The sequence below is a fragment of the Streptomyces sp. NPDC031554 genome (assembly GCF_055580685.1).
Genome location: NZ_JBVIKX010000004.1, coordinates 1 through 12269, shown reverse-complemented (window position 1 = coordinate 12269; position 12269 = coordinate 1). Strand labels below are relative to the sequence as shown.

Annotated in this window: 12 protein-coding genes; 9 read left to right on the top strand and 3 right to left on the bottom strand. The window is 72.9% G+C overall.

The genetic code is table 11. From position 1 onward, the window contains the following. Window positions 1-4: 4 nt before the first annotated feature. Window positions 5-454, bottom strand: coding sequence for a metallopeptidase family protein (locus ACZ5FU_RS12020; protein ID WP_451527484.1), 450 nt, complete (start codon window positions 452-454; stop codon window positions 5-7). A gap of 294 nt (window positions 455-748) precedes the next feature. On the opposite strand from ACZ5FU_RS12020, the gene ACZ5FU_RS12015 reads away from it, so the two are divergent. The 8 genes from ACZ5FU_RS12015 to ACZ5FU_RS11980 all read left to right on the top strand — a co-directional run bounded on the left by ACZ5FU_RS12015 (window position 749) and on the right by ACZ5FU_RS11980 (window position 9820). Beyond that, a complete protein-coding gene (locus ACZ5FU_RS12015) occupies window positions 749-1171 on the top strand; it encodes a DUF3499 domain-containing protein (protein WP_359061972.1) in 423 nt (140 codons plus the stop codon). A gap of 213 nt (window positions 1172-1384) precedes the next feature. Next, on the top strand, window positions 1385-2749 hold the full coding sequence (locus tag ACZ5FU_RS12010; protein WP_451527362.1) for a phosphomannomutase/phosphoglucomutase: 1365 nt from the start codon (window positions 1385-1387) through the stop codon (window positions 2747-2749). A 354-nt stretch (window positions 2750-3103) separates the two neighbouring features. Continuing rightward, the gene (locus ACZ5FU_RS12005) at window positions 3104-3274 is read left to right on the top strand and encodes a Trm112 family protein (protein ID WP_086171145.1); all 171 of its coding nucleotides are present in this window, start codon (window positions 3104-3106) and stop codon (window positions 3272-3274) included. 224 nt (window positions 3275-3498) lie between these two features. Further along, window positions 3499-4632 carry an SIS domain-containing protein gene (locus ACZ5FU_RS12000; RefSeq protein ID WP_451527361.1) on the top strand — a complete coding sequence of 378 codons (1134 nt, stop codon included), beginning with the start codon at window positions 3499-3501 and terminating at the stop codon, window positions 4630-4632. A gap of 259 nt (window positions 4633-4891) precedes the next feature. Further along, window positions 4892-6043 (top strand): mannose-6-phosphate isomerase, class I, encoded by a 1152-nt coding sequence (gene manA, locus ACZ5FU_RS11995; protein WP_468644446.1) that lies wholly within the window; start codon window positions 4892-4894, stop codon window positions 6041-6043. Window positions 6044-6238: 195 nt separating this feature from the next. Beyond that, window positions 6239-7219: a cation diffusion facilitator family transporter gene (locus ACZ5FU_RS11990; protein WP_451527359.1), complete on the top strand. Its 981-nt coding sequence runs from the start codon at window positions 6239-6241 to the stop codon at window positions 7217-7219. A gap of 346 nt (window positions 7220-7565) precedes the next feature. After that, window positions 7566-9023, top strand: a complete 1458-nt coding sequence (gene ahcY / locus ACZ5FU_RS11985; RefSeq protein ID WP_451527358.1) for an adenosylhomocysteinase — start codon at window positions 7566-7568, stop codon at window positions 9021-9023. A 182-nt stretch (window positions 9024-9205) separates the two neighbouring features. Next, on the top strand, window positions 9206-9820 hold the full coding sequence (locus ACZ5FU_RS11980; RefSeq protein WP_451527357.1) for a hypothetical protein: 615 nt from the start codon (window positions 9206-9208) through the stop codon (window positions 9818-9820). Between the two features lie 30 nt (window positions 9821-9850). On the opposite strand, the gene ACZ5FU_RS11975 is transcribed toward ACZ5FU_RS11980, so the two are convergent. Further along, window positions 9851-10789, bottom strand: a complete 939-nt coding sequence (locus ACZ5FU_RS11975) for an RDD family protein (protein ID WP_451527356.1) — start codon at window positions 10787-10789, stop codon at window positions 9851-9853. 127 nt (window positions 10790-10916) lie between these two features. Between ACZ5FU_RS11975 and ACZ5FU_RS11970 the strand changes: the two genes are divergently transcribed. Next, the gene (locus ACZ5FU_RS11970; RefSeq protein WP_451527355.1) at window positions 10917-11921 is read left to right on the top strand and encodes a stage II sporulation protein M; all 1005 of its coding nucleotides are present in this window, start codon (window positions 10917-10919) and stop codon (window positions 11919-11921) included. Window positions 11922-12052: 131 nt separating this feature from the next. Here ACZ5FU_RS11970 and ACZ5FU_RS11965 read toward each other — a convergent pair. Continuing rightward, window positions 12053-12269, bottom strand: a 217-nt coding sequence (locus tag ACZ5FU_RS11965; protein WP_451527354.1) for a hypothetical protein, incomplete at its 5' end; no start/stop codon positions are given.

Genomic DNA, 12269 nt, shown 5'->3' with positions numbered 1-12269 from the left:
GCGCTCAGTCCTCGTCGTAGCGGGGGTCCACCGCCTCCGGGGTCAGCCCCAGCAGCTCCGCCACCTGTTCCACGACGACCTCGTGCACCAGGGCGGCCCGCTCGTCCCGCCCCTTGGTGCGGATCTCGACGGGACGCCGGTAGACGACCACCCGCGCGCGGTGGCCGTCCCGGGCGGAGACCGTGCCGCCCAGCGGAACCGCCTCGTCGTTCCACGGCTCCCCGGCACCGTCCAGCCGCGGCACCTCCAGCACCATGAAGTCGATGTCGGCGAGCTGCGGCCACCGCCGCTCCAGCCGGTCCACCGAGTCCTGCACCAGATCCGCGAACACCTCGCCGCGGCTCGCCGCCAGCGGCACCTGAGGGGGCGCGATCGGCCCGCGCATCCCCCGTCCGTGGCGATCACGACGACGAGGGCCGGGGGCTGCGGCACGAGGCGGTACGGGGCTGTCCATCACCACCGCAGCGTAGTCCCCGGCGCCACCGGCCGCCCGGCTCCACGCGGCGGCCCGGCCACGGCCCGGCCGCTCGCTCCGCATGCCCCGGTACGACCGTTCCGGCCAAGGTCCGGCTCGATTCCGCATCTCTCCGAGACCGTCGAACTCGCGGCAATTGATGCCTTTTATCCGCACCGATGACCCGAACCGGACACCCACTTCCCCTTCAGGACTGGTGTTCGCGCAGGTCAGCGAGGTATGACTGGAGTCGTCTGTGGGGCGTTCCACAACCCGACACGGTGGAGTGACCTGGTGGAGAGTCGTCGCGGCCCGCTCAAGAGTGCGGTACCGTCCAACATCGTGAGCCCTGTACGTCGCTGTTCGCGAACCGCCTGCGGCCGACCCGCCGTCGCGACGCTGACGTACGTCTACGCCGACTCGACCGCTGTCCTCGGCCCGCTCGCCACCTACGCCGAACCCCACTGCTACGACCTGTGCGCCGAGCATTCCGAGCGCCTCACCGCCCCGCGCGGCTGGGAGGTCGTCCGGCTCCTCGACGGTTCGGCCCCCGCCCGGCCCAGCGGCGACGACCTCGAAGCGCTCGCCAACGCGGTCCGCGAGGCGGCCCGCCCGCAGGGACGCGCGGCCGGCGCCGGCGGCGCGAGCCGCGGGGCGGACCCGATGGAGGTCGCCCGCCGCGGCCACCTGAGGGTGCTGCGCTCACCGGACAACTGACCCGCCCACCGCGCCCCGTCCCGCCCGCCCACGGCCGCGGACCCGCCGGCGCGGCGGACGCAACCCGGTCGAACACTCTTTCCCCCTCGTGGCTCCGGCCCGGGACGACGGCGCGCGTCACGTCCGCGGGCCGCCGCCGGCACACCCGCGAGGGCCCGCCGGTCGCGCCGGGTAGTTTGTGGTGACTGACGAGACTTTCAGGAAGGTTTGGCCGTGGCTGCTGATCTGTCGCAGATCGTGAAGGCGTACGACGTACGCGGGGTGGTCCCGGATCAGTGGGACGAGTCGCTGGCCGAACTGTTCGGGGCGGCCTTCGCCCAGGTGACCGACGCCGAGGCGATCGTCGTCGGCCACGACATGCGCCCCTCGTCCCCCGGCCTGTCCGCCGCGTTCGCCCGCGGCGCGGCCGCCCGCGGCGTGCACGTGACCGAGATCGGCCTGTGCTCCACGGACCAGCTGTACTACGCCTCGGGCGCGCTGGACCTGCCGGGCGCCATGTTCACCGCCTCGCACAACCCGGCCCGGTACAACGGCATCAAGCTGTGCCGCGCCGGCGCCGCCCCGGTCGGCCAGGACACCGGCCTGACGGAGATCCGCGAACTGGTGGAGACCTGGTCGGGGACGACCGGCCCCGAGCCGGCCGCCGAGCCCGGCACGATCACGCGGGCGGACACGCTGGACGACTACGCGGCCCACCTCCGCTCCCTCGTCGACGTCACCTCCATCCGCCCCCTGAAGGTCGTCGTCGACGCCGGCAACGGCATGGGCGGCCACACCGTCCCCACCGTCCTCGCCGGCCTCCCCCTGACCGTCGTCCCCCTGTACTTCGAGCTGGACGGCACCTTCCCCAACCACGAGGCCAACCCCCTCGACCCCGCCAACCTCGTCGACCTCCAGAAGCGGGTGCGCGAGGAGGACGCCGACCTCGGCATCGCCTTCGACGGCGACGCCGACCGCTGCTTCGTGGTCGACGAACAGGGCGCCCCGGTCTCCCCGTCCGCGATCACCGCCCTCGTCGCCGTCCGCGAACTCGCCCGGCACGGCGGCAAGGGCACCGTCATCCACAACCTGATCACCTCGTGGACCGTCCCCGAGGTCGTCGGGGAGAACGGCGGCACCCCCGTCCGCACCCGCGTCGGCCACTCCTTCATCAAGGCGGAGATGGCCCGCACCGGCGCGATCTTCGGCGGCGAGCACTCCGCCCACTACTACTTCAAGGACTTCTGGAACGCCGACACCGGCATGCTGGCCGCCCTCCACGTCCTCGCGGCCCTCGGCGGCCAGGACACCCCCCTGTCCGCCCTCGTCGCCCAGTACGACCGCTACGCCGGATCCGGCGAGATCAACTCCACGGTCGACGACCAGCAGGCCCGCATCGCCGCGATCAGGGCCACCTACGGCGCCCGCCCCGACACCACCCTCGACGAGCTGGACGGCCTCACGGTCACCACCGCCGACTGGTGGTTCAACGTCCGCCCCTCCAACACCGAACCCCTCCTCCGCCTCAACGCGGAGGCCCGCGACGAGGCGACGATGAGGAAGATCAGGGATGAGGTCCTGGCGGTCATCAGGGGCTGAACCACGAGGCCACCGGACCGGCCGACACCGCAATGCCCCGGCCGGCGCCGACGGTTCACGGGCGGGGCGAGCCGGCCGACGCCGGGGACTTCCAGCCCGTCCGGCGTCCGAGGACGAGGCCGTCCGGGCCGAACGGGGGCCCAGGGGGGGGGCGGAGCCCCCTGACGGGGCGCCTGAGGGGCAGAGCCCCTCGGGACGGGACGGGAAGGGAAGGGGTGACGGGGCGACAGAGCCCCACCGGATCACCCCGCACCCCACCCCCACCAGCGGTACCCTGACCAGGCACATCCACCCCGGGCCCATCAGCCCCGCCCACCACGGGGCCACCCCGGACCCACCCCGAAAGGACAGCCCATGCCGCTCGAAGCCGGCCTCCTGGAGATCCTCGCCTGCCCCGCCTGCCACGCCCCCCTCGAGGAGCAGGACACCGAGCTGATCTGCACGGGCCAGGACTGCGGCCTGGCGTACCCGATCCGCGACGGCATCCCCGTCCTCCTCGTCGACGAGGCCCGCCGCCCCGCCTGACGGCGCCAGGCCCGCCTACGGGCCGAAGCCGGCCGCGGGCGAGGCGACCCGCACGCGCCGTGCACGCCGGACGAGGCGCACGCGAGGCACACTCCGGACAGGGCACACGCGACGCGCGCCGGACCGACACGCACGCGAGCGACCGCACGCGAGGCGATCCGCACCCGCCGCCCGCGCAGCGCCCCCGCACACCGACGACCACAGGCGATCGGAGACCTGACGCCATGCTCGACGAATCGCTGCTCGACACGCCCGACGCCCTGGCCGAGGCGGACCACCGCGCCCTCCTGCGGGGAGCGGCCGAGGCCGGCGCCCGCGTCCGCACCGCCGTCCGGCACGCCACCGAGGCAGGCGTACAGCGGCTCGAACCGGACGGCCGCCCGCGCGCGATCCTCCTCGCGGGCCCCGGCGCCGCCGCCACCTGCGTCGCCGACCTCCTCGGCACCCTCGCCGGCGCCGCCTGCCCGGTCACCCGCCTCACCCCCGCCGGCGTGGCCCCCGCCGCGGGCGCCCTGCGCTGGGAACTCCCCGGCTGGGCCGGCTCCGTGGACCTCCTGCTCATCACCACTCCCGACGGCGCCGAGCCCGGCCTCTCCCTCCTCGCCGAGCAGGCGTACCGCCGCGGCTGCACCGTCGTCGCCGTGGCCCCCGCCGGCTCCCCGCTCGCCGAGGCGGCCGACGCGGCGCACGGACTGTTCGTCCCGATGGCGACCGCCCCCTACGAACACGACGAGCAGCCCCCCGTCGCGGCCTCCGCCCCGGGTGTCCTGTGGGCGCTCCTGACCCCCCTGCTCGCGCTCCTGGACCGCATCGCCCTGATCTCCGCCCCGCCCGAGCAACTCGAGAAGGTCGCCGACCGCCTCGACCACATCGCCGAACGCTGCGGCCCGGCCATCGCGACCTACGACAACCCCGCGAAGACCCTGGCCGCCGAACTCGCCGACTCCCTCCCCGTGGTCTGGACGGAGGGCACCTCGGCCGGCCCCGCGGGCCGCCGCTTCGCCGCCGCCCTCGCCGAACTCGCCGGCCGCCCCTCCCTCGTGGCCGAACTCCCCGAGGCCCTCGCCGCGCACAACGCCCTGCTCGCCGGCCCGCTCGCCGCCAGCGCCGATCCGGACGACTTCTTCCGCGACCGCGTCGAGGAAGCGCCCGCCCTGCACGCGCGCGTGGTGCTGCTGCGCGACCGCCCGATCGGCGGCCTCACCGCCGCCCCCGCCGCCCGCGAGCTGGCCCTCAGCCACGACACGCCGATGAGCGAGCTGGAGCCGGAGGCCGAGGACGAACTCGTCGCCCTCTCCGAACTGATCGCCATGACGGATTTCGCCGCCGTTTACCTGGCGCTCGCCTCGGGCGCCTGATCTGACGGGGACCGTCCGCCCGGTCCCCGAAAGCCGGCGCGGACGTCGCCCGGACAGCATCGGGCAGCAGCGGACAGCCGGCCCGCCGCCGGACCCCCGGCAGCCGGCAACGCCCCCCGGCAGCCGGCAACGCCTCCGGCCGCCGGCACCGACCGTCGGCCGCCGTCCGCCGTCCGCCCGCAGCCGTCCGCCGACAGCGGCAGCCCGATCGCCGCCCGCCCGACCGCAGGACAGACAGAACAGGCAGGCAGACACCCGCATGGACCGCCTCGAGAACACCATCCGCCCCTACGCCTGGGGGTCCCCCACCGCCATCCCGCATCTGCTCGGCGTCGAACCCACCGGCGAACCCCAGGCCGAGATGTGGATGGGCGCCCACCCCGGCGCCCCCTCCCGCACCGGCCGGGGCACCCTCGGCGAGGTCATCGCGGCCGCACCCGAGCGGGAGCTGGGGGAGAGGACCGTCGCCAAGTTCGGCCCCCGTCTCCCCTTCCTCCTCAAGCTCCTCGCCGCCGGGGCCCCCCTCTCCCTCCAGGTCCACCCCGACCTGGCCCGGGCCAGGGAGGGGTACGCCGACGAGGAGCGCCGCGGCATCCCCGCCGACGCCCCGCACCGCACCTACAAGGACGCCAACCACAAACCCGAACTCATCTGCGCCCTGACCGAGTTCGAAGGTCTGTGCGGCTTCCGCCCCCCGGCCCGCGCCGCCGACCTCCTCGACGCCCTCGGCGTCGACTCCCTCAAGCCCTACGTCGACCTGCTGCACGCCCAGCCCGAGGAAGCGGCCCTGCGCGAGGTCCTGACGGCGATCCTCACCGCGGACCCGGACGAGACGGCCCGCACGGTCGCGGCCGCGACCGCCGCCTGCGACCGGCTCGGCGGCGACCACGCCCCCTACGCCGGCCTCGCCCACCACCACCCCGGCGACCCCGGCGTCATCGCGGCGATGCTCCTCAACCACGTCCGCCTCCAGCCGGGCGAGGCCCTCTTCCTCGGCGCCGGCGTCCCGCACGCCTACCTCGACGGCCTCGGCGTCGAGATCATGGCCAACTCCGACAACGTCCTGCGCTGCGGCCTCACCCCCAAACACGTCGACGTCCCCGAACTGCTGCGCGTCGTCCGCTTCGAGTCCGGCGACCCCGGCATCCTGCGCCCCGAGGCCGCCCCCGATGGCGAGGAGGTCTACGAGACCCCCGTCGACGAGTTCCGCCTCTCCCGCTACGTCCTCCCCGAGGGCGCCGCCCCGCACGACCTCACCCTGACGACCCCGCAGATCCTGCTCTGCACGGCCGGCACCGTACGGGCCGGCGAGCACGGCCTGACACCCGGCCGGTCCCTCTTCGTCCCCGCGGGCGAAACGACCGAAGTGTCCGGAACCGGCACCGTCTTCAGGGCCACCGTCATCGCCTGACGCATCCCGCCCGCCCGTCCGGGCACCCGCACCACGGTCCGGGCTGCAACAATGACCCACCGCAAAGGACGGGCAAAACCGGAGACGGCACCCGGCCCGGACGACATCCGCACGAGGCGACCCGGGGGGCGACATCCGAACGCACCCCGGGACGACCCCGAGAACGACCCGAGGACGAAGGGACCACGCCACCACATGAGCGCGTCAGGCGGCACCAGAGCGATCGTCGCGGCACTCGCCGCCAACCTCGCGATCGCGGTATCGAAATTCGTGGCGTTCCTCTTCAGCGGCTCGTCGTCGATGCTCGCCGAGTCCGTGCACTCGCTCGCCGACTCCGGCAACCAGGCCCTCCTCCTCGTCGGAGGAAAGAAGGCCCAGCGCGAGGCCACCCCGCAACACCCCTTCGGCTACGGCCGCGAACGCTACATCTACGCCTTCCTGGTCTCCATCGTCCTGTTCTCGGTCGGCGGCATGTTCGCCATCTACGAGGGCTACGAGAAGATCAAGGACCCCCACGAGATCGAGCACTGGTACTGGCCGGTCGGCGTCCTCGTCTTCGCCATCATCGCCGAGTCCTTCTCCTTCCGGACGGCCATCAAGGAGTCCAACCCGCTGCGCGGCAACCTCTCCTGGACCGAGTTCGTACGCCGCGCCAAGGCCCCCGAACTCCCCGTCGTCCTCCTCGAGGACTTCGGCGCGCTCGTCGGCCTCGTCCTCGCCCTCGGCGGCGTCGGCATCGCCCTGGCCACCGGCGACGGCCTCTGGGACGGCATCGGCACCGTCTGCATCGGCGTCCTCCTCGTCCTGATCGCCCTCGTCCTCGCCGCCGAGACCAAGTCCCTGCTCCTCGGCGAGGCCGCCGGCCCCGAGGAGACCCGCAAGATCGAGGCCGCCGTCGTCGACGGCACCACCGTCACCCGCATCATCCACATGCGCACCCTCCACCTCGGCCCCGAGGAACTCCTCGTCGCCGCCAAGATCGCCGTACGGCACGACGACACGGCCACCGAGATCGCGCAGGCCATCGACGCCGCCGAGTCCCGCATCCGCCAGGCCGTCCCGATCGCCCGCGTCATCTACCTCGAGCCCGACATCTACAGCCGGACCGAGGCCGCCAAGGGCCCCGACGCCGAAGCCACCCCCGGCGGCCCGGCCCACCCCCCGGCCGGTCACTGACCCCGGCCCCCCTCCGGCCGACCACCCGCCCGCACCGCCCGACGGGGCCCGCCGACCACCGGCGGGCCCCGCCGGTCTTCCCGGCCCCGGCCGTCACAACGGCGTGATCTGTTCGCCGACGGACTGGGGCGGTCCGCCGCGTCCGGTGTAGCTTGGAACGGAGCCAGACGTCGCTGCTGATGGCGGTCGGGCGGTCGCACACGGACCGTCCGAGGGAGAGAGGGCCTCCGACGGACTGCGCTGCGCGCACGCGGGCATGCCTGTGTCCTCACAGGGCACCCCTGTGTCCGCCGCCGCGCAGACCAGCCGTACCCAGACCTCTCTCCGACCCGAGGAGCAGCTCCACATGACGACTGTCGACAACCGGCAGGACTTCAAGGTCGCCGACCTCTCCCTGGCCGAGTTCGGCCGCAAGGAGATCACCCTCGCCGAGCACGAGATGCCCGGCCTGATGTCGATCCGCAGGGAGTACGCCGAGGCCCAGCCCCTCGCCGGCGCCCGCGTCACCGGCTCCCTGCACATGACGGTGCAGACCGCCGTCCTCATCGAGACCCTGGTCGCGCTCGGCGCCCAGGTCCGCTGGGCCTCCTGCAACATCTTCTCCACCCAGGACCACGCGGCCGCCGCCATCGCCGTCGGCCCCCAGGGCACGCCCGACAACCCGCAGGGCGTCCCGGTCTTCGCCTGGAAGGGCGAGACGCTGGAGGAGTACTGGTGGTGCACCGAGCAGGCGCTGACCTGGCCGGACAGCCCCACCGGCGGCCCCAACATGATCCTGGACGACGGCGGTGACGCCACCCTCCTGGTCCACAAGGGCGTCGAGTACGAGAAGGACGGCAAGGTCCCCTCGGTCGACACCGCCGAGAACGACGAGCACCGCGTCATCCTCGAACTCCTCCACCGCACCATCACCGACGGCTCCCGGAAGTGGACGCAGCTGGCGTCCGAGATCCGCGGCGTGACCGAGGAGACCACCACCGGCGTCCACCGTCTGTACGAGATGCAGCGCGACGGCGTCCTGCTCTTCCCCGCGATCAACGTCAACGACGCGGTCACCAAGTCGAAGTTCGACAACAAGTACGGCTGCCGCCACTCGCTGATCGACGGCATCAACCGCGCCACCGACGTCCTGATCGGCGGCAAGACCGCCGTCGTCTTCGGCTACGGCGACGTCGGCAAGGGCTGCGCGGAGTCGCTGCGCGGCCAGGGCGCCCGCGTCGTCGTCACCGAGATCGACCCGATCTGCGCACTGCAGGCGGCGATGGACGGCTACCAGGTCACGACCCTCGACGACATCGTCGACAAGGCCGACATCTTCATCACCACCACCGGCAACAAGGACATCATCATGGCCTCGGACATGGCCAAGATGAAGCACCAGGCCATCGTCGGGAACATCGGCCACTTCGACAACGAGATCGACATGGCCGGCCTCGCCAAGGTCCCCGGCATCGTCAAGGACGAGATCAAGCCGCAGGTCCACACCTGGACCTTCCCCGACGGCAAGAAGATCATCGTGCTCTCCGAGGGCCGCCTGCTGAACCTGGGCAACGCCACCGGCCACCCCTCGTTCGTGATGTCCAACTCCTTCGCGGACCAGACCCTGGCCCAGATCGAGCTGTTCACCAAGCCCGGCGACTACCCGACCGGCGTCTACACGCTGCCCAAGCACCTCGACGAGAAGGTCGCCCGCCTCCACCTGGACGCACTCGGCGTGAAGCTCACGACCCTCCGTCCCGAGCAGGCCTCGTACATCGGCGTCGACGTCGACGGCCCGTACAAGTCGGACCACTACCGCTACTGAGGCCACCCGGCCACCGGGGAGCGCGTCCGCGCACGGAAGCGCTCCCCGGCACCAGGTCCTCCAGGACAGGCCCCCGCACCCCCGTGTCGGGGGCCTGCCCCGTCGGCCCCCGTCCGGACCGGCCGTCACCCGCACCGGCCCGGCACACCGAGGTCACCGGACCGTCACACCCCAGGACCCCCATGCCCCGCGGCCGCTACGCGATCCACGATCCGCACGATCACACCCCCCTCGCACACGAACACTTCCAATGCGCCCCCGGCCCCTCCGGCTGGCGCTACGTCTCCCGGCTGACCACCCCCACCGGCGATCACCACGGCTCCGTCGACCTCACGCTCGACGCCCTCGGACGCCCCCTCCGCCTCGAACTCCACGCGAGCGACTGGCAGGTGCGCGGCGCCGCCCTCGACGGCGTCACCTGGGTCCGCACCGACCCCACCGGAACCCACGCCGCGGAAGGCAACGTCCCCGCCCACGCCTTCACCGGCACCTCCCCCGCGTTCCTCGTCGCCACCGCCCGCCTGCTGCGGCTCACCCCCTCCGCGTCCGCCACCCGCGTACGCCTCGTCGCCTTCACCGACCCGGTCCTCGCCCCACGCACCGTGGACCAGTCCTGGGCCTTGAGGGGAAGAGAAGCACACAGCACTGACAACGGACCCCTGACCGTCGACGAGTACCAGGTCACCGCCCTGGACACCGGCGAACAGCACAGCGTGCACATCAGCGGGGACGTCGTCCTGGCGGCACCCGGCATCGAACTGGAAGACCTCGAATCACCTCCGTCGGCCTTCGACTGAGCCCACCCGGGGAGCCCACCCGGGCGACGGCTACGCGGGCGGGACGAACCCGGTGGCGGACCCCTCACCCGACGCGGGCTCCACCGTCTCCGCCGGAGCCACCGGACACGCGGCCTCCGGCGCCCGGCCGGCCCCGTCATCCCCCTGCACGACCGGCGGACCCGGAACCGGCACACCCGACGGCCCGGCCCACCCGGCCGAGCCCCGCCCCACCACCGGTCCTGCGCCGAACACCCGCCGCGTCTCCCGCACCTGCCGCTCCTGCACCACCGCGGCCACATACGCCCCCGGCGGCACCCCCGGCGGCACCGCGGCCCCCGTACGCTCCGCCAGCTCACCGGCCAGACGCTCCGCCATCGCCCATCCCACCCGCGGGTCCAGCTGGTCCATCCGCCCCAGGTACTGCCGGGCCGCCGACCACAGCCCTTCCGGCACCGCCGACAGATCGAGCCCCGAGAACCTCCCGGCCGGCCACGGCGGAGGAGGCGGGACGAAACCCACCCGCGCCGCGGGCACCCGCTCCCGCACCACGAGCGTCCCCGCGAACACGTCACCCAGCCGACGCCCCCGCGCCGACACCAGCGAGGCCACGCACGCCACGACTCCTGCCGTCAGCAGAATCTCCACCACCCCGAGCGCACCGCGCACCAGCGCGTGCCGGAACCGGATCGGCCCCCCGTCGTCCCGCACCACCCGCAACCCGCAGGCCGCCTTCCCCAGGGACCGCCCGTGGCTGAGGGTCTCCACCGCCATGGGACCCCCCACCAGCACCAGCAGGAACGTGGCGATCGACACCGCCGTCCGCGCCGCCTCGTCCAGGGACGCCGTCGCCGTCAGCAACGTGACACTCACCGCCACATAGGCCACCAGGACCACGGTCAGGTCCAGCAACACGGCCAGCGTCCTGCTCGGCAGCCTGGCAGGACGCAGCTCCAACGCCACCGCCTCACCCGTCACCAGCTCACTCACACCCGCGCCCCTTCCCTGACCTGCCGCGACACCGGCCAGTCTGCCAAGCTGAGAGCGCATCGCACCGCGGTACGACAAGCTGATCCCGACCGGTCCGCCGATGAACAGCCGAGGAGCAGGCACCCCGATGGACCTCGACGTCTTCGTCTCCGCCCACCGAGCCGAATGGGACCGCCTCGACGCCCTGCTGCGCCGCCGCAACCTCACCGGCACCGAGGCCGACGAACTCGTCACCCTCTACCAGCGCACCGCCACGCACCTCTCCCTCATCCAGTCCAGCGCCCCCGACCCGCAGCTCACCGGCCGGCTGAGCCGGCTCGTGGCACGCGCGCGCAATGCCGTCATCGGCACCCGCAGAGCCTCCTGGCGCGACGTCACCCGCTTCCTCACCCGAAGCTTCCCCGCGGCGGTCTACCGTTCCCGCCACTGGTGGGTCCCCACCGCCCTGGCCTCCACGGCACTCGCGGCGCTCCTGGGCTGGTGGATCGGCACCCACCCGGAAGTCCGGTCCTCCATCGCGGCCCCGGACGAACTCCACGCGCTCACCCGCCCCGGCGGTCGGTACGAGACCTACTACTCGAGCCACCCCGCGGCGTCGTTCGCCGCCCAGGTGTGGACGAACAACGCCCAGGCCGCCGCGATATGCCTGGTCCTGGGCGTCTTCCTCGGTCTCCCGGTCCTGTGGATCCTCTTCCAGAACATGCTCAACCTCGGCATCGGCATCGGGCTGATGTCCTCGGCGGGCCGGCTCGACACCTTCCTCGGCCTCGTCCTCCCCCACGGACTGCTCGAGCTGACCGCGGTCTTCGTGGCGGCGGGAACCGGCCTCCGGCTCGGCTGGAGCGTCGTCGATCCCGGCCCCCGCCCCCGCCGCACGGCCCTGGCCGAGGAAGGCCGGGCCGCCCTCGGCATGGCCATCGGTCTGGCCCTGGTCCTCCTCGTCTCCGGTGCGGTCGAAGGCTTCGTCACCCCGTCGGACCTCCCCACCTGGCCCCGCATCGCCATCGGCATCACCGCCGAGCTGGTCTTCCTCGCCTACGTCTACGTCCTGGGCGGCAGGGCGGTCCGAGCCGGCGACACGGGCGACCTCGAAGCAGCCGAACGCAGCGCCACGCTGCCGACCGCCGCCTGATGTGCATGTACGGCGGGTGAACTGCTAGTCTCCTCTTCGCCCCGGAAAACCTGTTGACACAGGTCGTACGGGGAGGTAGATTCGAACAGTTGCCTGGACTGGGCTGAACCGGTCGGCGGCAGGGTTAGTATCTACAGAGCCTCTCGGAACTTGATTCCGCAGAAGCACTCCGAATACATCGGAAATGAGCGGCCGGTCAGACCGGCCAGGAACTTCTGATAAAGTCGGAACCGCCGGAAAGGAAACCGCGAGAGAAAAGCGGGGGCCTGGAAAGCACCGAGGAAATCGGATCGGGAAACGGTCTGATAGAGTCGGAAACGCAAGACCGAAGGGAAGCGCCCGGAGGAA

What these genes read in the sequence shown, in the direction of transcription:
- ACZ5FU_RS12020 (WP_451527484.1), bottom strand. Translation starts at nt 454, where the DNA reads ATGGACAGCCCCGTACCGCCTCGTGCCGCAGCCCCCGGCCCTCGTCGT.
- ACZ5FU_RS12005 (WP_086171145.1), top strand. Translation starts at nt 3,104, where the DNA reads ATGCCGCTCGAAGCCGGCCTCCTGGAGATCCTCGCCTGCCCCGCCTGC.
- ACZ5FU_RS12000 (WP_451527361.1), top strand. Translation starts at nt 3,499, where the DNA reads ATGCTCGACGAATCGCTGCTCGACACGCCCGACGCCCTGGCCGAGGCG.
- manA (WP_468644446.1), top strand. Translation starts at nt 4,892, where the DNA reads ATGGACCGCCTCGAGAACACCATCCGCCCCTACGCCTGGGGGTCCCCC.
- ACZ5FU_RS11990 (WP_451527359.1), top strand. Translation starts at nt 6,239, where the DNA reads ATGAGCGCGTCAGGCGGCACCAGAGCGATCGTCGCGGCACTCGCCGCC.
- ahcY (WP_451527358.1), top strand. Translation starts at nt 7,566, where the DNA reads ATGACGACTGTCGACAACCGGCAGGACTTCAAGGTCGCCGACCTCTCC.
- ACZ5FU_RS11980 (WP_451527357.1), top strand. Translation starts at nt 9,206, where the DNA reads ATGCCCCGCGGCCGCTACGCGATCCACGATCCGCACGATCACACCCCC.
- ACZ5FU_RS11970 (WP_451527355.1), top strand. Translation starts at nt 10,917, where the DNA reads ATGGACCTCGACGTCTTCGTCTCCGCCCACCGAGCCGAATGGGACCGC.